Annotated in this window: 20 protein-coding genes; 14 read left to right on the top strand and 6 right to left on the bottom strand. The window is 39.8% G+C overall.

Annotated elements, in window-relative coordinates; genetic code table 11:
• Positions 1–112 precede the first annotated feature (112 nt).
• The gene (locus tag EHQ47_RS05335; RefSeq protein ID WP_135776716.1) at positions 113–970 is read left to right on the top strand and encodes an alpha/beta fold hydrolase; all 858 of its coding nucleotides are present in this window, start codon (positions 113–115) and stop codon (positions 968–970) included.
• A 96-nt stretch (positions 971–1066) separates the two neighbouring features.
• Here EHQ47_RS05335 and EHQ47_RS05330 read toward each other — a convergent pair whose 3' ends face one another.
• The gene (locus tag EHQ47_RS05330) at positions 1067–2050 is read right to left on the bottom strand and encodes a malate dehydrogenase (protein ID WP_135600831.1); all 984 of its coding nucleotides are present in this window, start codon (positions 2048–2050) and stop codon (positions 1067–1069) included.
• 30 nt (positions 2051–2080) lie between these two features.
• Complete coding sequence (locus EHQ47_RS05325; protein ID WP_135776715.1) at positions 2081–3130, bottom strand: DsbA family protein; 1050 nt, start codon at positions 3128–3130, stop codon at positions 2081–2083.
• Positions 3131–3293: 163 nt separating this feature from the next.
• Between EHQ47_RS05325 and EHQ47_RS05320 the strand changes: the two genes are divergently transcribed.
• The gene (locus tag EHQ47_RS05320) at positions 3294–3611 is read left to right on the top strand and encodes a hypothetical protein (RefSeq protein ID WP_135748611.1); all 318 of its coding nucleotides are present in this window, start codon (positions 3294–3296) and stop codon (positions 3609–3611) included.
• Between the two features lie 2 nt (positions 3612–3613).
• Positions 3614–4252, top strand: coding sequence for a hypothetical protein (locus tag EHQ47_RS05315; protein WP_135748610.1), 639 nt, complete (start codon positions 3614–3616; stop codon positions 4250–4252).
• 2 nt (positions 4253–4254) lie between these two features.
• On the opposite strand, the gene thrB is transcribed toward EHQ47_RS05315, so the two are convergent.
• From thrB to EHQ47_RS05300, 3 genes are read right to left on the bottom strand one after another with little or no spacing between them, the layout of a single operon-like run.
• Positions 4255–5208 (bottom strand): homoserine kinase, encoded by a 954-nt coding sequence (thrB, locus tag EHQ47_RS05310; protein WP_135748609.1) that lies wholly within the window; start codon positions 5206–5208, stop codon positions 4255–4257.
• Between the two features lie 34 nt (positions 5209–5242).
• A complete protein-coding gene (locus EHQ47_RS05305) occupies positions 5243–6763 on the bottom strand; it encodes a phytoene desaturase family protein (protein WP_135776714.1) in 1521 nt (506 codons plus the stop codon).
• Positions 6764–6816: 53 nt separating this feature from the next.
• On the bottom strand, positions 6817–8001 hold the full coding sequence (locus EHQ47_RS05300; protein WP_135748607.1) for an acyl-CoA dehydrogenase family protein: 1185 nt from the start codon (positions 7999–8001) through the stop codon (positions 6817–6819).
• A gap of 374 nt (positions 8002–8375) precedes the next feature.
• Between EHQ47_RS05300 and EHQ47_RS05295 the strand changes: the two genes are divergently transcribed.
• A complete protein-coding gene (locus EHQ47_RS05295) occupies positions 8376–9848 on the top strand; it encodes an HD domain-containing phosphohydrolase (RefSeq protein WP_135692783.1) in 1473 nt (490 codons plus the stop codon).
• On the opposite strand, the gene EHQ47_RS05290 is transcribed toward EHQ47_RS05295, so the two are convergent.
• Complete coding sequence (locus EHQ47_RS05290; protein WP_135776713.1) at positions 9845–11194, bottom strand: adenylate/guanylate cyclase domain-containing protein; 1350 nt, start codon at positions 11192–11194, stop codon at positions 9845–9847. The two genes, EHQ47_RS05295 and EHQ47_RS05290, sit on opposite strands and share 4 nt — an antisense overlap.
• An 80-nt stretch (positions 11195–11274) precedes the next feature.
• Here EHQ47_RS05290 and EHQ47_RS05285 point away from each other — a divergent pair, with 80 nt between their 5' ends.
• The 10 genes from EHQ47_RS05285 to EHQ47_RS05240 all read left to right on the top strand — a co-directional run bounded on the left by EHQ47_RS05285 (position 11275) and on the right by EHQ47_RS05240 (position 21726).
• Entirely contained in the window at positions 11275–12105 is an 831-nt protein-coding gene (locus tag EHQ47_RS05285; RefSeq protein WP_244290233.1) for a hypothetical protein, read from the top strand.
• Positions 12106–12121: 16 nt separating this feature from the next.
• Positions 12122–12421, top strand: a complete 300-nt coding sequence (locus EHQ47_RS05280) for an LIC10362 family protein (RefSeq protein ID WP_135748605.1) — start codon at positions 12122–12124, stop codon at positions 12419–12421.
• A gap of 67 nt (positions 12422–12488) precedes the next feature.
• Positions 12489–13250, top strand: coding sequence for an electron transfer flavoprotein subunit beta/FixA family protein (locus EHQ47_RS05275; protein WP_135600841.1), 762 nt, complete (start codon positions 12489–12491; stop codon positions 13248–13250).
• 10 nt (positions 13251–13260) lie between these two features.
• Positions 13261–14220, top strand: a complete 960-nt coding sequence (locus EHQ47_RS05270) for an electron transfer flavoprotein subunit alpha/FixB family protein (protein ID WP_135776712.1) — start codon at positions 13261–13263, stop codon at positions 14218–14220.
• A gap of 22 nt (positions 14221–14242) precedes the next feature.
• Complete coding sequence (locus tag EHQ47_RS05265; protein ID WP_004788865.1) at positions 14243–14824, top strand: LolA family protein; 582 nt, start codon at positions 14243–14245, stop codon at positions 14822–14824.
• Positions 14825–14826: 2 nt separating this feature from the next.
• Positions 14827–16797: a hypothetical protein gene (locus tag EHQ47_RS05260; RefSeq protein ID WP_135748604.1), complete on the top strand. Its 1971-nt coding sequence runs from the start codon at positions 14827–14829 to the stop codon at positions 16795–16797.
• Complete coding sequence (gene trpS, locus EHQ47_RS05255) at positions 16794–17762, top strand: tryptophan--tRNA ligase (RefSeq protein ID WP_135748603.1); 969 nt, start codon at positions 16794–16796, stop codon at positions 17760–17762. Before EHQ47_RS05260 ends, trpS begins: the two co-directional genes overlap by 4 nt.
• A 41-nt stretch (positions 17763–17803) precedes the next feature.
• Positions 17804–19636, top strand: a complete 1833-nt coding sequence (locus tag EHQ47_RS05250) for a ComEC/Rec2 family competence protein (RefSeq protein WP_135776711.1) — start codon at positions 17804–17806, stop codon at positions 19634–19636.
• The gene (rsmA, locus tag EHQ47_RS05245) at positions 19590–20465 is read left to right on the top strand and encodes a 16S rRNA (adenine(1518)-N(6)/adenine(1519)-N(6))-dimethyltransferase RsmA (protein ID WP_135748601.1); all 876 of its coding nucleotides are present in this window, start codon (positions 19590–19592) and stop codon (positions 20463–20465) included. Before EHQ47_RS05250 ends, rsmA begins: the two co-directional genes overlap by 47 nt.
• Positions 20466–20484: 19 nt before the next feature.
• Entirely contained in the window at positions 20485–21726 is a 1242-nt protein-coding gene (locus EHQ47_RS05240; protein WP_135748600.1) for a sterol desaturase family protein, read from the top strand.
• The last annotated feature ends 2 nt before the right edge of the window (positions 21727–21728 follow it).

Raw genomic sequence — 21728 nt, 5'->3', positions numbered from 1 at the left:
TGATATATTAACAACTCTTTTATAGTTGCAATTTACAACTATATAGTTGTAAATTGCAACTATACTCAAACCACAAAAAAATAGAAAATATCAGAAACCTTAAGGAAATGTTATGGAATGGAAATACCAAACGATTGAAAGAGAGGGATTTGCCCTCCAAGTGGCAAAAAACAATACAGACGGCCCGCCCCTATTTTGGATTGGGAGTGCCTTGTACTACCCAAGAGTCATCCCAAGCGAGATAGCCGAAAAATACGAAATCACCGTGGTGGACCAACGAGGATTTGCCAAACGAACCAGTTCAAAACCGGAATCAAGGGAAGATTATGCTTTGGAGAAACTCTTAGATGATTTTGCCTTGGTCCAAACAGAATTAAAGATCCCAACCTGTCCTGTTGTGGGCCATTCGGGACATGGGTATATGGCACTAAGTTATGCCAGAGAATTTCCGAAACTTGTATCTCACCTTGTTATGATCTCGACTGGCCCAAGCCATGGAGCGCCGATCTTGGAAGCAGAGGTTTATTTTCAAAAAGAAGCCTCAGATCTTCGTAAGGCTGCACACCTGCAAAACCAAATTCAGTTTCAAAAAAATTTAGAAAGAACCCCGGAGGATTTTTTTATCCATTACTGTGTGAGTTTGGAAGCCAAAGGGTTTTACCAAGTTCCTTTTCCTTCTCGAAAGTTTTGGGAAGGAATCCATACCAACAAACTGGCCTTTGATTATCTATTTGGTGAAGTCTTTCGAGACATTGTTGTGGAAGATTTTTTTAAAGGACTTTCTGTTCCCACTTGGATTTGTATGGGAAAAGAAGACTATCAGGTGGCACCTTATTACACTTGGAATTCAATCTTAAAAGAATTTCCTAAGATCAAAATGACGGTGATGGAAAAATCTAGTCATTTACCTTTTTTAGAAAGGCCGAATGAATTTTTAAACGAATTTCAAAATGCAGTCCTCACCTCGTAGGTAATAAAAAAGCCCGCAACCCTTTAGGGAGCGAGCCTTCCTGAATTCAGAAATTTTAGTCTTTCGGGAATTACTTCTTTAAAGACTAAAAAGGTTTTAACCTAACATGTCTTTTACTTCGTTTCTTTCTTCTTTCAACTCGTTGTGAGTGATGTCAAATTTTTCCTTACCGAAAGCATTGATTTCAAGACCAGTGACGATCTCTACTTTTTTACCATCAGACTTGAGTGGGTATCCAAAGATAAGACCTTTGTCCACGCCATACTCACCATTAGAGTGGCAAGCAGCACTGAACCAATCACCAGCTTTAGTCGGAGTGACAATGTTATGCACTGTATCAACTACTGCATTTGCTGCAGAAGCCGCAGAAGATGCTCCGCGCGCTGCAATGATCGCTGCTCCCCGTTTTTGAACAGTAGAGATAAAATCACCTTTTAACCATTCTGTATCGGAAATCAAATCTGTTGCTGGTTTTCCTTTGATTTTTGCATTGTAAAAGTCAGGGTATTGAGTTGCCGAGTGGTTTCCCCAAATCGCAACATTGGATACGTCTTTGACAAGAACTCCCGCTTTTTGCGCAAGTTGAGTTTTTGCACGATTTTCATCAAGTCCTGTCATCGCAAACCATCTGTCAGACGGAACACCTTTTGCATTGTTCATGGCAATGAGAGCATTTGTATTACATGGGTTACCAACCACAAGAACTCTTACGTCACTTGCAGCATTCTTTTCGATTGCCTTTCCTTGTGTTGTAAAAATTCCACCGTTGATTTTAAGTAGGTCTCCCCTTTCCATTCCCGCTTTTCTTGGAACAGAACCAACAAGAAGTGCCCAGTTGATATCACGGAACGCCTCATCAATGTTAGAAGAAACTGATACTTTTTCGAGTAACGGGAAAGCACAGTCGTCCAATTCCATAATGACACCTTTAGCAGCAGGAAGGGCTTGTTCTAATTCCAACAATTGGAGTTCTACTGCAGTGTCAGGTCCAAACATTTGTCCTGAAGCGATACGAAATAATAGTGCGTATCCGATTTGTCCGGCAGCACCTGTAACAGCAACTTTTACTTTTTTGCTCATATAATTTTCCTTTAATTTTATAATTTATGATTATTGTTTTAGTTCTTTTTGGATGATCTCATCGAAGTTTTCGAAAGGAAGTGCTCCCGAAACAAAGATTCCATTGATAAAAAATGCAGGAGTTCCACTCACACCCACTTTTTGTCCATCTTGGATGTCTGCATCGATTTCTGCTTTCAAATTAGATGCATCTTTCATACAAGATTGGTATTTGTCTTTCGAAACACCAGCTTTCACTACCAACGCATCTACATTGGCTTTCCCTAAGTTTCCACTGTTTTCAAAAAACAAGTTAAACACATCCCAATACTTTCCTTCTGATACAGAACAGTTAGCAGCCATATGTGCATACATTGCATCTTGGTGGAATGGAAGAGGAAAATCACGGAAGACCCAACGAATTTGACCTTTATACTTTTCACGAAGTTTTTGGTTCACGTCTTGGCTTCTTTTACAGAATGGACATTCAAAGTCAGAAAATTCAATGACCGTAATTTTTGCATCTTTTGGTCCGATGGAAGGGTTATTTTTTTCCTCTACTGTCACTCTCACTGCGGCAGGTTCTTTGATCAAAAACTCAACAGGATATTTGGTGACAATGTCGCGGTAAACGGCGCGGCTATGTTCTTGTTCTTGTTGGCTCTTAAGGAAACCAACAATTTTGTCTTTTGTTTCGCTCAAAGACTTTCCACCTAACTGAGCTTTATTGGACATATATACATTTAAGATTTCTTCTTCTGATGGTTCTGTTGGAGTGAAACCTTGGTTTAACACTTCAGAAGGTTTGATGTTTTTATCTTTTGCAACAAGTTCGAATAATTTGTCCTGTGCAAACTCACCAAGTGTGTTTTTGATCAGGCTTTTGTATTCCGATTGGAATTTGGAATAAGCAATCGGAGAAGTTTCTTTCACATCACTCAGGTCATATTTTTTTCCGCCGATACTGACCGCATCTTGGGTAATGTATTCCCGAACAAAGGAAGGAACACTGACGATAAAGAGAAGGGCGAAAACGAAATTGGTCGCTAGGACGATTTTGGAGATGGGATTTTCCATCCACTTTTTAAAAATATTTTCCATCCCTGCCAGCTTCCCGCCCATAAAGCGGACAATCAAACGGAAAAAAGCTAAAAAAATGTTCGATTTTCGCTAAAGCCCCCAGGCAAATGTCCGAAAATCTGAGGGAGGGAAAAGACAATTTTTTCTCAAAAGAGCTGATCCTGAACACGGAGGTTTGGGAAAAATGAACACGATTAACATTCAAGGAAATTCGCACCTAACGGTTCCTCCCCCGCTCCCAACCCAAACGGGGAAACAATCAGAGGATGGAAAAGAATCCTTACCTGAAAAATTCCAAGTGGCGCGAGCAAACAAAAATGTGGAGAAAGAGCAGGAGACAAAAGTGAAACCAGAAGATTTGGTTTTGAAACCTACGCCTGCCTCTTTGGAAGAGAAACTAAACCAAATCATTTCGCCGGAAGAAGTGAAAGACTTACTTTCTTTAGTCACACGTACCCCACTACCATCTCCCAAAAATCATAAGGTAGATACAAAAAGGTAAGTTTGTTTCTTAGTATTGCCATTCTCGACAGTTTCATCCTAGTTCTTAGCGGAGTGTTGACCGTTGCCGTTTTGGGACTAGGACTTGTTGTGTACAACCAGTTTATCCACCCCGTCATTTCCAGAAAAGAATCGGACCGATTCATTCCCGTGCAAACCGGAGACAAATACGATCTTGTGGTCGACGAACTCAGCCGATTTGCCAGTTTTCATATCGGAAGTAAAACTGGAAACCTCGCCACCCGTTGTAATGCGATCTCAGAGGACCACCTCATCTTTCAGTTCAAAAAAAGTCGTGATAGCGAAGATTATACCATTACCGTTTTAAAAAATGGACCAACTTTCTACAAACCACCTCGTATGGAACATTATGGCAAAATGGAATCCAAGGAAAGTTTTGAATCTTATGAAATCATTGGCCACCCCGTAGAATTTCGTATCTCAGATAAAATTGCCAAGGAACGGATGGTAAACTTTATTGAAATTTCCCTGACCTCTTCTTTTTATTTCAACAGATCCGGAAAAGAAAGAATGAAGTTTACCTTTGAAGTGGGAAAAATCCAACCAGGGATCAATAGAAAAGTTAGGTTTCGTGGAGATGTTTACGGATTTGGAAAAGAAGAAGGAGCCGAGGAAGACTAAATTTATTTGAATTGGATTCGAACACCGAGTCCATCCGGTTTCACTCGTTTGAATGAATAAGGAATCTTTGCCTCACCCATCACCGTAGAAATTGTTTTTTCTAATTCCGCCAGTTTGGTTTTCACTGATTTTCGTTCTAAAAATACAAGTAAACTTGGTCCGGATCCAGACAAACAATATCCAATCCCAGCTTGTGTTAAGGTGTCTGCCAAAGGAAATAAGGGAGAAGTTTTAGGAATTCGGTATGGTGTGTGCATCTTATCTTCCAAACCAACAAGAAGATCACCAAACTTTCGTTTGTCTAAAAAATGCATCCAAGCACCAATCCTAGACAAATTAAAAATCACATCAGCTGTGGCATAAGATTTGGGAAGTGTTTTCCTAGATTCCTCGGTGGAAACATGGAACTCTGGTGTTAAAACAAAAATGGCAACGGAAGAAGGAAATTTTTTACGAAAGTATCTAAGTTTTTCACCAAACGTCGAATAGGCGAAAACAAATCCACCCAAATAAGCGGGTAATGTATTATCAGGATGACCCTCAAATTCAGCCAAATATTGTGTAAATACAGGTTCCATTGGAAGAGATGTAGGTTCCAATCGTTTATGAACTTCCCTGGCCAAGGATAGGCCCGCGACAATGGCGGAAGCACTAGAACCAAGTCCACCTTTTAAAGGTAATGATAGACTCATTTTACAATGATAAGGTGGAGGTGTTACATTCGGTAAAAATTTTTTAAAATAGGAAAGATAGGACTGATAAACCAAATCTTCTTTTTCTGAGAACGGCAACGGGTTACCGTTTTTTAATTCTGTTTTGGGCTCCGTAATTTCTTTTGAAAAACTAAATTCAAACTGGTTATGAAGATCCAAAGCAAGACCCATAAGGTCAAAACCAGGTCCCAAGTTGGCGGAAGTTCCCGGCACTTGGATGAGAATCTTAGGAAGGCGAATCATCGTTTCGCCCAGGCTCTAAGACCTGATTCGAAAATCAACCTCTCTTTCTTGCGAGGAATTGTTCTACAACATGAAGACCACCAAGGACTACCGCCGGAATTCCTTGGCCTGGATAGACAGTGTCTCCTGTAAGAAGTAAGTTTGGATCTTCCGAGCGGTTACCCAACATTTGGAATGGATTTGAAAAATAAGAATTGGGTATTCCTCCCACTCTCCCAAATTTCCGGCCTGTCCAAGTTCTCCATGTAACAGGCGTTGCAGAATGTAAAAACAAAATTTTGTCTTTTTGAAACCAAGGAAACGTTTCCTCTAAGGTCTGAATGACAATCGATTCGATAGTTTTCTTTTTTTCTTGGTAGGAAAGATCACGAATCCAAGATTCAGGATTTTCGATATGGGTTGAAATCGAAAGGATACGAATTCCTTTGGGGGAACGAATGGGATCCTCGGGATGGGAAAGAGAAAGGAAAATGGAATTTCCTCCTCCATATGGTAAAACATCCTTCAAATGGATCTGGTGGTGAAGGCATTCCGTTTTTGCCCATTCTTCGGATGGATTGGTTTCTATGGCAATCCCCAAGGAAAAAGCACCCCAAATTCCTTTTTCAAATTTTGTAGTTTTCTTTTTTAGATTCGGTAAGTCATCAGTGATCTCTGTTAGGTTCCAAATTGGAAGATTCGAAACCACCAAGGGAGCATGAAACAAATTGTGTTCTCTATTTTTTGTATGTAACTCCCAAATCATTTTTGGATTAGTTTTGGTGAAACCATTTTTTTTCAGATGGATCACTTCTTGTTTATAGAGAATTTTTCCACCATTTGTTTCTATTTTTTGCAGGATCGATTCAGAAAGACTTACCATCCCTCCTTTGGCAACATAGTTTTGTAGTTGCGGATAAGTAAGACCGATAGATGCAAATGACATGGGAATCTTTGTTGAAGTTGTTTGGCTTGTGATCAAAAGTTGTTCTTCTAAAAATCGAATCCATACTTTGTTTTTAGTAAGACCCAAACATTTCAAAACGAAACGTAAGGAGATAAAGGAAAAAAACAAAACAAGTAAGTCGCGGAGCCGAAAAGCACCAATGGATTTCCAAATATCGGAAAAATTTTGGAAGGGAAAAAATTTATATCTTCCCGACAAACTCCAAAGAGAATCAGAAATCAAATGACAAAGTATCCAAAATACCTCCATCCGTAGCCCACCACCAAACACACGTTTTGCTTCCTTAACCCATTCCTTGCGGTTTTGGAAACGTTCAACAGTTTTTCCATCCAAATGGACCACCATCGATCGTTTTAATGGAATAAGAGGAAATTGAATTTGAAAATCTGTCGAAAGTTTATGAAGGGGAAGACCTGGTTCTAAACCCACAAGGGTTGTGGCACCTGATTCAAAGACAAAACCATTCTTTTGAAAACTGGAAGCACAACCACCAGGAGTCGTGCCTTTTTCTAAAACCAAAACTCTTTGGCCTTTTTCTGAAAGTGATAAAGCGGCACTAAGTCCGCCAAGTCCAGAACCGATGACCACTACATCCCAAAATGTATCCATCCCTCTGTAGACCATTCTACAAAGAAAGATGGAGATAAATTAAAAAGTTTTGTTTATTCCGACCAAAGTTTTTTCAAATCGCTGGCGATGTTTTTTTGCATGGCTTCGTTTGTTCCCCCACCGATGCTGAGTAAAATCGCATCCCGATGCAATCGTTCCACAGGATATTCACGGCAGTATCCATATCCGCCTAACACTTGTATCGCATTTCTGGAAACACGTTCTGCCATTTGAGTGGCAACGAGTTTTGCCGAGGCTGCACCAAGAGAGTTACGGACATCTGGTCCAAGTTCACTTGCCACATGATACACAAGAGCCCGAGCGGCTTGGTAGTCCGCATAAGATTCGGCGACCATCCTTTGGATTTGACCAAACTCCATTAGTTTTTTACCAAAGGCTTCTCTATGGCGAATGGTATAATCACACATGATATCAATACATCTGCGGGCAATTCCAAGTGACTGGGCCGCAAGTGTCACTCTTTCAATTTCTAAATTGCGCATCATATGAGTGACTGCCCCATTTTCCAGACCGAGTAAATTTTCTTCAGGGACTTCCATATCTTCGAACACAAGTTGTGTTGTGGGGGAAGAACGCATTCCCATTTTCTCTTCTTTTTTTCCAACCGAAAAACCTTTGTAAGACGACTCGATCACAAAGGATGTCATTTTTTTGGAAGATTTTTCTAACTTGGTATAAAGAAGAAAAACCTGGCCGATGGATCCGTTCGTAATGTATTGTTTGACCCCATTGATAATATAACGATCACCCTTTTTCACTGCATTTGTGGTCATTCCAAGAACGTCGGTACCTGCACCAGGTTCTGTCATCCCCATCCCACCAATCCATTCTCCAGTGATGACCTTACTCAAATAACGACTCCTTTGAGAAGGATTGGAACTATAGAAAAAATTATTCACAAACAGTACTTCATGAGCCAGATAAGAAAGAGTAAATCCTGGATCAAACCGAGACATCTCTTCATGGATGATGACAGCAGCAAGAGGGTCGAGTCCATGCCCACCATCTGCTTCTGGAACAGTGATTCCAAAAATTCCAAGTTCAGAACCAAGGCGTTTGAAAAGCATGGTATTGAATGTTTCATTTTCATCGTTTTCTTTTGCTTGTTCGTCCATTTCACGTTCTGCAAAGGATGCCACTGATTCTCGCAGTGCCAGGTGGTCTTCTGTAGGATTAAATAAATCAAGAGATGATTTTTTTGTCGAAAGCGTACTCATGGAGATAATTTTTTCGTACTTTTCCTGAGCCTGTAAACGAAAAAACCAAAGGGAATTGCCTAAGTAAGATTGAATTCGCTACAAAAACGAACAGTTTTTCCGGGAAGCAAAACAGAGAATCAAATTATCAATTTTATTTCCGCTAACAAAAGTTATTTTGTCATGAGAACATTGACACAACTTGTGTTAAGTTAATACAGAAACTACATAGGCTAATAGTATCACTACTAAGAACTAGTAAATACCCTAATAGAGAATTACGATAAATCAAAAAGTAATATTAAATTCTAAGGAATGATTTACTTTTTATCGATTCTATTAAAACATCACCATAACATCTGGAAATAACTTTCGTCATATAAGCAAAAATTACAATGAGCACTAACGATACAAACATAGTACCTAGAGAGAAGCTCGCCAAATTTGAGTTAACTGAAGAATCTTTAAATAGTTTTCGTAAAAACAATAACATTCCTCTCGATCTTTACAATAAAGACGGACAAATCCTCATTCATAAAAAAAGAAACCCCACTGAAGCAGATTTCGGAAAACTACTCAAGTTTGAAATGCAAGGGGTTTACTTTCTAATCTCTGAACTTAAAAAAACCAAACAACAAATGAATGGTGGCCATTTTTTAGAACCAGGCCGAACCACAAAATTATTTGACCAAGAAAAAACAGCCAGGTTCGCCAAACAATCCCAAGCCCTCATTGAAGACCTAAGAAAAACATCCTTTTCCTCAGAACAAGCCGTGTTCGTACAAAATTCGGTGAATGAACTTCTCACTGACTTTACAAGTAATCCTGACTATGAACTGGGAATTTTTAATATTTTAGAAATCCTTGGGGTTGCAGGAGTTTCTGTTGAATCAGAACTGATGACCAAACGCACTGTAGTGGCAATGGGGATGAAAGTTCGTACAAAAAAGATTGTCAACGAAGGCAAAGAAGAATCAAACAAAAAAGACCATTTGAGTCTTATGATGGCAAGTTACTTAGCGGATGTAGGATATTCCCGATTGGATATCAAAAACAATCCCAAACTGACCAAAGAAGAATACACGGTTGTCCAACAACATCCTATCATCAGTTATCTAATGACTCTTCCTGCGCCAGAAATTGAATCCCATGTTCGTACTTTAATTTTAAATCACCACAGACCCTACCGTGGCAATGGGGTGAATAATAATTTTCCCGATCCAAGATCACTTTTCACCAAACTCATGTCAGTCCGTGACAAATATAACAAAGAAGTCGGGAAAGAAAGAATCATCCAGGACATTGAACTCCAACTCCACTTACAAGAGAACAATGTAACTTCTGCTAGTTTTGAAGAAGACATTGCCATCCTTTCATTGGCAAGTGAATATGCTTCTCTTACTTCCAACCAACCGTGGAGACCAGCATTCAAATCATCTACAGCTCTTAAGATGATTTTAAATGATTCTTTTTTCTCTTATAGCAATAAAAACATCAGACATCTTTTAGATTACGTGGGAAGTTCTCTCACCAACAACGAAAACATTGTGAACTTTGGTGACTTTGTCATCACCGCTTCTGTGGATTCTGAAAGACGAGCTCATTTTGATATTTGTCTGGTTTTGGATGTAGGCCGTTACCAAACAAGACCCAAACTCCAAAGAATTTGCAGCATCAATCCTGTGTTTCAAAAAGGAAACAAATTCAAAATTGCTGATTTTGATTTGCATAGCATTAAAATTGATCGTAGAAAAGCCATTATGGACTTAGCCTTACAAGCAGGAACTTCTCGTGTGATTTATATCATCGATCCGGAACTCAATCCCGCTCTCCACGAAGCCGTTTACAAAATCAACATGGCCTCCTAAGTTCCGTTTGGTGCATAGAGATGAATTTTTTGTTCTCTTCCAGAAAGAGTCACAAGTTCCTTTTTGTCCCAACCGGCCGGAGAATCAATCTCCAACCAAACTGCCTCCGAAATTAAAAAGTTAACTCCCAAATCTTTACAAGCCGACTCAATCCGAGAGGCTGTGTTCACCGTATCCCCAATCACAGTGTATTCCATCCGCTCCTCTGATCCTATGCTTCCACAAAATACTTCGCCTGTATGAATTCCAATTCCAATCTTAACCTCCGATTCCCCTGCCCTAATTCTTTCTTGGTTCCATTGACTTAATTCATCTAATATAAACTTGGCGGCAAGGACTGCATTTTTTGAGTCCTCTCCTGGTTTTTCTGATGGAGAGGGTGTCCCAAAGGTTGCCATCACAGCATCTCCAATGAATTTATCCAAACTCCCGCCGTTTTTAAAAATGGCTCTTACCATCCTACGACGAAATTCTGTTAAAAAAACAGAAAGGGCTTCTGGATCCATTGGTTCTGAAAATTGCGTGAACCCTCGGATATCGCTAAAGAGAATTGTTACTTTTTGCCTTTTGCCTTTGGCAATCACTTCTGGTTCAGATACAATTTCCGAAACTAAGTCAGGGGAAAAATAACGAGATAAAGTTGTTTTCTGCGACTCGGCCGCAGCAAATTTTAATAACATACGAAGGCTTCGAAAGATCGCATAGGAAATGGCAAAGACCAAAATCAGATAAACAGTGGGTTTGGTTACAGAAGCGTCTGATAAAATGATTTGGTCTCCGAGCACATAATTATGCCAATCATAACTACTGACAGAATTTTTATCCACAAGTGCATAAACCAAAAATCCGTAGTAACTGAATAAAAAACAAACGAAGGAAAAGTTTACGAGAGAAAATCGGTATTGGAATAAACTCAGAGAAAGTGGTAAAAGATAAAATACAACCAAAGGAGTTTTGACAAGGAAGTTTGGATTTCCTTCTCCTTTTAAAATATACCAATTAAAAATGGTAACTGTTATCAATAAGTTATCAATAAACAAACTAATATAATCATACTTTGTTTTCCAATGCCCACGACTCTTTTTTAGAATTTGCGCATGAATGAATGTATTAATAAAATAAAATGTTATTGCTACATAATTAATCAGATATCCATATATAGTATCGGTATTACTCAGATTGGCAACCGCACTGGCAACAAGAGCCACTCCGATCACATACCGAAACCGAACCGCAAACAAAGCTCCCATTTGTTCCTCTTGAAAAAGAAGCTCTGACATATATTTTGGAAATTGGTCTCGGATGCAGTACACAGAACGAATGGCTTTGATTAGGGAGGGGAACATAGGCAGACATTCCATCACTGAAAGTTTTCATGGCAAGGGAATTTTCTCTTTGCCAAATCAGAATCTCTTCGTATCAATGAATGATGTTCCAAAACGAATTCATCATTCGAATGGGAAAAATCTCTTCCTTTCTTGCTTGGGACATCTTAATCTCCCTAATGGCAAACCTTTCTTTTTTCTCTTTGTTTCGAAACCAAAACCTAACCCCCACCCTTCTCCTGTTTTATCTAAGTTCTGTTTGGGCTTTGTATTTGGCAGATCATTTATGGGATTTTCGACGAGAAACGGAACCTCTTTCGGAAAGAGGATATTTCTACAAAAAGCACCAACAAACAATCGTTATTACTCTAATTCTACTGGTTTTGGTTTCCCTATTTGTCGGAACCCTTTATGAATTTACCTTTCTTTGGGAACACCTCCCACTCCTCCTTTCCTTTTTATTTTGTCTTGGTTTGGTTGTGAAAGCTGTGTCACCAGTCCCTAAAGAAATTTTGGTTTCTGGGTTTTATACACTCGGGGTGTTTGCCCCATTTGGAACATTTGGTCACTTAGATGGACTGGCCTTTGTATTTTTTCTCCATGTCTTGGCCAATGTCCTCCTTACCTACAATCTGGACCGAAACTTTGACCAAAGGCAAAATACCTTTACCCTCATCCAAAACCTGAGTCCCCAAAAAGTGAGGATGGTTGTTCTTTCTCTTTTGGGAACAGGTGTTTTTTTCCTGTTTTTTTTGTGGATGAAGGGCCAAGTCAAAGGTCCCTATTTTTTGGGGATGGGACTCACCTATCTTTGGCTTTGTGTTTGTACTTTCCTGAAAACGGAAAGTTTTCCCTTTAAGTCCCTTTGCGAACTTTCCTACCTTCCTCTCTTCCTTCCCCAAATCTTTTTTTTCTTCTCCCTACTTCCTTAAAATTTAGGGTGGGTTTATGTGGTTACTTTGCATCCATTCGCTTGCACTTTTGGTTTTTGTCCTTCTTTACTCTTTCCGATTTCGAAAATTGGTGCCAAATCCCGAACAAAGTATCCTGGAACAAATCCAAGCGACCACAAAAGACTGGAAATCCACTCCGAATTTGGTCCTTCTCATCGCCTTCTCTCTCTTCTTACTGTTTCCACTCACCCTAGGATTTTCCTTTTACCTCAGGAGTGATGCCAACGTCCTTGTTGTCATTCTCTGGATCATTTGGGCCTACAATTGGAGTAAATACAGTTTCTTCCGAGAATAAATTACTTCCCTTATGACTTCGCTCCCGTTTTCTGGTCTAAGGTAATCCACGAAAACGGGGTTAAGGAATGAAAATTGTTGTTCTAGTAAAACAGGTTCCGGACACGGAAACCAATATCAAAGTCGGCGACAAATCGATCAACGAAGCTGGCGTAAAATGGATCATCTCTCCTTATGATGAATTTGCTATCGAAGAGGGAATTAGAATTCGTGAAAAAAGCGGTGGAGAAGTCATCGCAGTGTCCCTCGGCCCAGACCGTGCCGTAGAAGCACTTCGTACTGCCTACGCAATGGGTGTAGACAGAGCTGTTCATGTAAAAGTGGATGACTACGTAACTTTTGACTCTACATACACTTCCGAACTTCTTGCAAACCTCATCAAAGCTGAAAACGCAGATGTAGTGATTGGTGGTCGTCAATCCATCGATACTGATAGTTCACAAGTTGTGGTTCAAATTGCAGAGAGACTCAATGTTCCTCACGTTGCTATGGCCCTCAAACTTGAGTTTGACGGAAACAAAGTGACTGCCACTCGAGAAATCGAAGGTGGAACTGAAGTAGTAGAAACAACTGCTCCTTTAGCTGTCACTGCGCAAAAAGGTTTGAACGAACCAAGATACCCTAGTTTGAAAGGAATCATGTCTGCGAAGAAAAAACCAGTAGATGTTAAAAAACCGGAAGAACTCGGCGCAACTGGATCTAAACTCGAAGTTGTATCTCTCGAACCACCTCCTCCACGTATCGCTGGTCGAAAACTGGAAGCAGCAGATGCAGCAGGTTTTGCATCTCAACTTGTAAAAGCCCTTCGCGAAGAAGCGAAGGTCATCTAAGGAGACGAACATGGCTGATGTTTTAGTAGTTGGTGAATTAAAAAACGGCGAACTTAAAAAAATCTCAAAAGAACTCACTTCTGCAGCTCGCAAAATTGCGGACTCCATTGGTGGTAAAGTTCATACAGTAGTCATTACTGAAAACGTTGATGCGTTTGCAGGTGATTTGAAAGCGGTTGGTGCTGATACAGTAATCGGTGCAAACCTTGGTGAATTTTCTCCTGAAGGTTATGCAAATGGAATTTTTGCAATCATCCAAGAGAAAAAACCAGCAGTGGTTTTAATTCCACACTCGGCTCAAGGAAAAGAATACTCTGCAAGAGTAGCGATCAAAGCAAATGCTGGAATCGTTGCGGATGCGGTGGGTCTTTCTGTTGACGGTGGTAAAGTGGTTGCTAAGAAACCAATTTACTCTGGAAAAGCGTATGCAAATTTCAAAGTCACTTCTGACATTCAAATCTTTACAGTACGTGCTAACTCACAAGAAGTAACTCCTAAAGACGGAGCAGGTGCATTAGAAAAATCTGGTGCAGCAGCTGGTGAAGTAAGAACTAAGTCTATCTCTAAAGATCTTTCTGGTGGAAACAAAGTGCAACTTGCTGATGCTTCTATCATTGTATCTGGCGGACGCGGAATCAAAGGACCAGAAAACTGGCCAATCATCCAAGACTTGGCTGACACTCTTGGTGCAGCTCTTGGTGCTTCCCGTGCGACTGTCGATGCAGGATGGATTTCTCACTCCCACCAAGTAGGACAAACAGGAAAAACTGTCTCCCCTAACTGTTACATCGCTTGCGGTATCTCCGGAGCCATCCAACATTTAGCGGGTATGGGATCTTCTAAATACATCGTTGCCATCAACAAAGATGGAGATGCTCCTATTTTCAAAGTAGCAACTTACGGTGTTGTTGCTGACCTTTTCGAAGTAGTGCCTGCACTTACTTCTGAGTTCAAAAAAGTATTGGGTTAATCCCAATACGAACCATCAAACTTTGAGGAATTTCCTTCCCAAATTTTCGATTGTTCTCCTTTTCTCTGTCCAAACGGGAATCCTTTGGGCAGAGGATGGAAGGGATCGTTTGAATGCCGTCATCGGCAAAATGAATTCCCTAGAAAGTTTTCGCGCCTCTGTCACTGTCAATGGTGGCCTCACTGGTGTCGTTTCCTACAAAAGCCCAAACCAACTCCATGTCAGATTTAGTGATGGAAGGATCATTTCTTCCAATGGGCGAATTTTATGGTTTTATAATCCAGATTCATCGATCGCAGGCAAACAAGACCTGAAAGGTGTTTCGGGTGGCCTTGGTGGACTTCTTTCCGGTTATGAAAATGTGTCAGTTAGTGGAAGAACTTTTCGTCTAACTTCCAATACCAAAAGGTATAATGAAATTATCCTGGTTGTGTCTGATAACGACCTCCCTCGTGTACTCAAAATGAAACGTTCCGACGAAGAAATCACCGAAGTAGCTTTCTCTGGCATTGCGACTAACATTGGTCTTGGAACGGGACTATTCAACTTTCAACCACCCACAAGCTCACAAATTGTTGAGAACCCTCTCAACCAAAAGGAGTAATTGTGACTCCGGTCTCCCGTACAGAAGCACACCGCGTTTTTGCCGATTTATATCGTAAAACACGTACGCCAGAACACCAACAACTCATTGATGAAGCCATTTTAAAATCCAATGATGTTTTCATTCGGATTGATCTCATTCGCAAAGTGGATGAGGACTATGAAAGTAAAAACAAACCAAAAAAAGAAGATGGTCGTGACCGTGGTCTCCCCGAAAGAGAACAACCGAGAAGAGAAGTCGTTTCTCGCACTAGTACGCCCGAACCTAAACCAAAACGTTCTAGCGATTTAGTAACCATCGACAGTGCCAAACAAAAACAAAATCCAGCAAAAAAACGAGTCATCGAACAAAGACAAGGTGGTGGTCTTCTTGCAGGTTTGTTTGGTGGTGGTGCCGGCAGTGTAAACAATTCCATCAGCAAATTTGGAAAAGATACAGGAACCATCGACATTGGACTTTTTGGTAGAAACCCAACCATTTCCAATAATGTAGAAAAACTATTCAGAGGCATGAAAGAAGATGTTCTGATTCCAACTATCCAAGCACTTCGCGTTTCTGAACAACAAGGTTGGAGGATTTGGACTCCTCTAGTTTACAATATCATCAATAACTTTAATAAATTCTATAATGCCTTTGCCTCATTAGATGCATTGATTTTAGATAAAATTTCCGCTGATATATTTTTAGAGCGTTCTCTTAAAATGCAGATGTTCTATGTTCGTTTTTTGCAAAGAAGTGATGCTAACGATATTATTTTATCCAATCTTCCAGATATTGTAAAAATGGATGATAAACTCACACCAAAACTCAGTAAAATCATGGAAGGTGTGAATTATGCGATCAACTTAGAAAACACCAAACCGAAGTTATCCGATGCGATCACTGCATTTTATATTGTAGCAAAAAAGAAAATGTTCACTTGGCCGGAGATTGTTGCTGACTTACGTGTCCCTGCAATCCAAGAACATAAATTCCAAGCAGCCAGAGAAATCCAAAAAGAAGTGGAGATCACAGTTGCTAAAATTTCTGACGATATCAACACAAGAACTTTCAAAAAAGAAGAACTAACGAATTTACGTTCTCGTTATTTTTCTATAGATGATAAAGGAAAAATCAGTTTTGATTTTTTAAATGTGGTTGTGGACGATTTTATGGCCCACCATATGCCTGAATCGGCCAAAAGCCAAACAGTCAAAAACAGTTACAAATCGCAACCACATAGACTCGTTTACCTTTTGTTACGTGACTTACAAACCGTTTACATTAACTTAATCGAAGGGTATGTTCGCCTTGGCGACAAAAACCAAAACCAAGAACTCCTTCTCATACAACCGGGACTTTTTAGAAACGAAATTGACCAACTCAATTCACTCGTTCGAACCATTGACAACTTCAACAAAAAATTCCCAAGTTTTCAATATAGTTTCCAACAATACGGAATGGATTATAGCACGGGGAATGCTGCAAACGATCAAATTGCTGGAACAATCGTACAAGCTTTACAAGAAGCTTCAGAATTCTTTGGAAGTTTTGCAGGTAAACTCAATATCATCGTAGAAAACCATTTGATGGCAAAAGTCACTGAGTCCAAAGGAAAAGTGAACGATAAAATCGTATCTACAAAAGATAAGGTCATCGAAGAAGTTAAAATTGCACAAAGATTTATTCCGCATTTTGACAAAATGGTCGTGGCAAAAGAAAGAATTAACGGACTGAAGGTGGAAGATGTATTCATCCAATTCACCAAATATCTGTATAACTATGCAGTCATCTTCAAAGATCCAGCAACCACTTCCAAACTCACAGCGCACCGAAAAATCGAACAAGAACTGATCAAATTAAATAAAGAATATGAAAGACTCACCTATTCCACTTTCCACAAAGAAGCCGGAAACTCAGGGAATTCAGAGTCTTCCGAAAACCAAGCTGATTCCGATTCGATGAATGTTTCTGATTTGGAAGGAGAATCATGAGAGTCCTTACTGGATTACAACCATCTGGAAAACTTCATTTAGGTAATTACTTTTCTGCGATTAAAAAAATCTTAGACTACCAATCCAAAGAAGAATTATTTCTTTTTATCGCAAACTTACATGCACTCACAACATTCCGATCCAAAGAAGAATTAAAAACTTTCACTCTGGAATGTGCGATCGACTTACTAGCGCTTGGTGTTGATCCGAAAAAAACTGTTTTTTGGGTTCAAAGTGATGTTCCCGAAGTCACAGAACTCACTTGGTATTTATCTCAATCCATTACCGTTTCTCAATTGCAATTGGCTCATTCTTTTAAAGACAAAGTGGCAAAAGGATTTGTTCCGGGCGCCGGACTCTTTACTTATCCAGTACTAATGGCAAGTGACATCTTACTTTTTTCTGCAGAAAAAGTTCCGGTTGGCAAAGACCAAAAACAACATTTGGAATTTGCACGTGATATTGCTGAAAGATTCAATACACAATTTGGTTCCGTTCTTACCATTCCTGAACCGGATATTGATGAAAATACGGCAACTGTTCCTGGAGTAGATGGGGCCAAGATGTCAAAGTCTTACAAAAACACGATCGACTTCTTCGGAACAGAAAAAGAAATCAAAAAGAAAGTAATGTCGATTGTGAGTGATTCGAAGGCGGTTGAGGAACCAAAGGATCCAGAAACTTCTGTGATCTTTCAAATCCATTCTCTTTTTCTTTCCCCTTCAGAGAAAGAATCACAAATTGAAAAATACAAACGTGGTGGATCGGGTTATGGGGATCTCAAAAAAGATCTACTCGATTCGATTTTATCTCACTTTGCACCTTACCGAACCAAACGGGAAGAACTGGCACAAAACTTAGATTATGTGCACCAAGTCCTAAAAGAAGGAAAAGAAAAAGCACAAACCGTGGCAGAGAAAAAATTAACTGACGTTCGTAAAACTCTCGGCATCTACCCTTTTTAGTTCCAATAGAACCAAAATAGTTTTTTTTTACCCCTTCGGATATGAAGCCGGAGAATTACCTTCTCCCCAGAGCCGATTTTGGTTGGTTCTCTTTGGGGATCTGCGGAACTGCCTTCCTAATGAAATTGGGTGCAAAAACTCCCGGATTTCATTCTCTACTTGTAATTACAATTTTCTCCCTCTTCCTTGTTTATTCAGTCCTTCCGAGATTTACCTCTCACAATATTGACAAAAGAATTTACCTTTGTTTCTTTGCCTCCTTTCTTTTTTTGTTTCTGGCTGATGTTCAAGGACAGGCCCACAAAAGAACTACCAATCCCCTCTTTCGTTCCTACTTAGAAACGCAGATCAAACACTCTCCACTCAGTAAGTTTGAATCACGGATTGTTATGGGTTTTGTGACAGGTTCTACAAAGGAAATACCTGGAGATTTTAAAGACCTTGCAAAAGAGTCAGGTATCTTACACTTGTTTGCTGCTTCAGGTCTTCATTTGGGTATTTTTATTGGTTCCCTACAGTATTTGGGAAATCTCTGTTTTTCAAAACGGAAATGGATTTCTTTATTCCTATCTTTAAGTCTTGGATTTTTGTATTTGGCGGCGCTTGATTTTCCAGTTTCTTTTTTACGAGCATATTTATTTGTTTTTCTAACGCTCACGGCTTCCTTGTTTTATCGAAAAATTGGACCTTCGGATTTACTTCTTTTCTCCTCTGCTTGTATTGCATTTTTTCTATTTTACGATTTCCTTAGCATTGGATTTTTGTTATCCTTTGGAGCGGTCTTTGGAATTTTTTTTCTTAAACCAAATCTAGATAAACTTATTTTCCCTGATTCAAAATCCTTTCTTAAAGAAAATCTTCATCTAACAATTGCATGTTCCCTTTGTAGTTTTCCCATCCTTGTCTATTACTTTCGTTCATTTTCCTTTGGTGGGATAGGAATCAATTTTCTATTGGTCCCTATGGCGGGAATTCTTTTGCCAACACTTTATATAACTTTATTTTTACAAAGCCTTGTTCCCAGTTTTTTATTAGAACCACTTACGTCTTGGATTTGGATTCCTGCTTCATTTGAACTTTCTATTTTTTTGAAACTATTCCATTGGTTTTCAGATTTGGGTCGGGGATATAAAACTTGGATGAACGTTCCCAAAGAACTTTGTATCGTTTCCGTCTTACTTATTTTTTGTATTCCTTTTTATCACAAAATTCGATTTTTAAACCTACCCCTTTTTAGATTTTGTTTTTATCTTCTCCCCAGTTTGTTTTTGGGATTTTCTTATTTTTTTTCAACACAAACCCTGCTCCCAAAATTCATCACAAAACTTGGAAAGGGAAATCTTTCCATTCGATTCGGTGACCACTTGTATTTGTTTGGAACTTGTTATTCTAAAAAAATGGCTGAACCCTTGCCTGGATTTCCACCACCAAATTCAATTTCCTTTGAATCAGAGTCTTGTTTGCCTGGTGTACTTTCTCAAATCAAAAAACACAAAATAACAGATGTTTACTGGCACGGAACCACCCATTCAGGAAATTGGATCAGTAAATTTTCACTTCCCATCCAACTAAAAAACCAAAAGATCCTGGGAGCGGAGATGAATCCAATTTTTTCCATCATTCGTTTTGATGGAAATCCAAAGGGTGTTGAACAGTTTTTAAAACAAACGAAAGAAGCGGACCAATCCAAAATTACCCCAAAATGGAAAGGAGTTCTGCTTTTAGACTTTCCTCCATGGAAAAAAAAGGAAGCCAAAGAATGGATCCAATACCAAAAACTACTTGGGATTTCAACTGCCTGGAAAATGATACTCGTTGAGGATACTTTTGAAATCCCCTTACGCGACTATCTCCAACATCCAGACCTTTTTTGAGTCCAAAGGAATTCGCGCCCAAAAGAAATTTGGGCAAAACTTCCTCATTGACCAGAACATAGTCGATTTTATTGTCAAATCCGCCAAATCTTTGTTAACTGAAAATATGTCCTTAGCAGAAATTGGAATTGGTCTCGGGACTCTCACTTATCCTGTTCTCTGTTTGGACAAAAAAACCTATCTATTCGAAATTGATCATGCCTACATCCAATTGGCTAAGGATGAAATTTTACCGAAGTTTCCAAAAGCTTTGTTATTTGAGGGAGATGCGTTAAAAAATCTTTTCCATATCTACCAAGAAGAGGTTTTTGTATTTGGAAATTTACCTTACCACCTAACAACAGAAATCATCAATACTCTAGTCATCCACTGTCGAAATTTCCAAGGGGGAATTTTTATGGTGCAAAAGGAATTTGCCGAACGCCTTGTCAAAGAAACATCGTCCTTATCTGTTTTCCTTTCTGCTTTTTGTGATGTGAAGTATCTAAAGACAGTTCACAAAAATTGTTTTTTTCCCATTCCCAAAATCCATTCTGCCCTGATCCTTCTCAAACCCAAAGTCCAAACCAAACCCAATGGGTGGCGACTGAGTTCGGAACGAGAAGTAGAACTCTGGTCACAGATGTTACGCACTCTCTTTTGGGGGAAACGAAAACAAATTCAGGTGAGCCTCCGGGAATCCCCTTTTTCAGAAGATCCCGTCTTTCGAGAGGCTTTGGGAAAGGCCATCCAGTCGGCAGAAATTCCACCCACCGCAAGGCCAGAAGAATTGAACCGAGAACAATTTCTGACTTTGGGTCAACATTTGCTTGACCATTTGTCAAAATGATGGCAAAATCATCACCGCCATGTTCGAGAATTTCACACCTCCGCCCATCGTTACCTATGCCATCCCCGTATTCTTCCTTCTCATTGGAATTGAAGTCTACATTGGATACCGCAAAAACAAAGCCCTCTACCGGCTAAACGATTCTATTGCCGACTTAAGCACAGGGATCATCTCCCAAATCTGGGGCCTTTTCCAGAAAGGGATTGGACTCTTTGCTTATTTTTATATCTACGAACACTTCCGTTTTTTTGAATTTGCCATGACAAACCCCTGGGCCTGGATCCTCTGTATTGTCGGCCAAGACTTTTGTTACTACTGGTCCCACCGTTTGGCCCATGAAGTCAATATCCTTTGGGCAGGACATGTCATCCACCACCACAGCGAAGAATACAATTTAGTTGTCGCCCTTCGCCAAACGGGACTCGGTGGAATTGTCTCTTGGATTTTCTATGTTCCTTTGGCACTCATTGGATTTCACCCTTGGATGTATCTTGCCAGCGGACAAATCAATCTTATCTACCAATTCTGGGTGCATACAAAAGCTGTGGATAAAATTGGAAAGGTTGGCGAATTCCTACTCTCCACTCCTTCTCACCACAGGGTGCACCATGCCATCAACCCAATCTACATTGATAAAAACCATGGTGGGATCTTTATTATCTTTGATCGGATGTTTGGAACTTTCCAGGAAGAAACAGAACCTTGTGTGTATGGAACTGTGAAACCGCTTCGGAGTTTCAATCCGGTTTATGCCAATATCCATTATTACTGGGAACTGATCAAACAAGCGGCCAGTGCCCCTTATTTCTTAGATAAAATTAAGGTGTTTTTCAAACCACCAGGTTGGTACCCAAGGGAAGGAACAAAACCAGCAGGATTTTTACCCATCCCTGAGGTTCGCCCTGAAACCTTCCATAAATATGATCCGAAACCCCAATCGGAAGTGAGAACGTACACAACCACTTGGTTTGTTCTCGTCCTCCTTTTGTCCTTTGCTTTTCTTTTGTTTGTCGCTAAGTTCTCCCTCATCTCACAAATCCTTGTGACTGTTTGGGTAACTCTTTCCTTACTTTCCATCAATGCCCTGATTGAAGGGAAATCTTGGGCTGGGGCCATGGAAATCACAAGGCTTCTTTTTGGATTTCTCGTCCTTGGTTACTTTGGGGTGGGTTGGGCTTACTATGCCGTTGGGATTGTCTGCCTTCTTGCCGCAGGAATTTATCTCTATCGCACAAGTGGACAAAAAGCCCAGGCAGCTTAGGT

Origin of the sequence: Leptospira bourretii (assembly GCF_004770145.1) — a bacterium.
In the GTDB taxonomy this organism is placed as follows: domain Bacteria; phylum Spirochaetota; class Leptospiria; order Leptospirales; family Leptospiraceae; genus Leptospira_A; species Leptospira_A bourretii.
The sequence above is the reverse complement of the archived record's forward strand: the minus strand, read 5'-3'. Positions and strand labels throughout refer to the sequence as shown.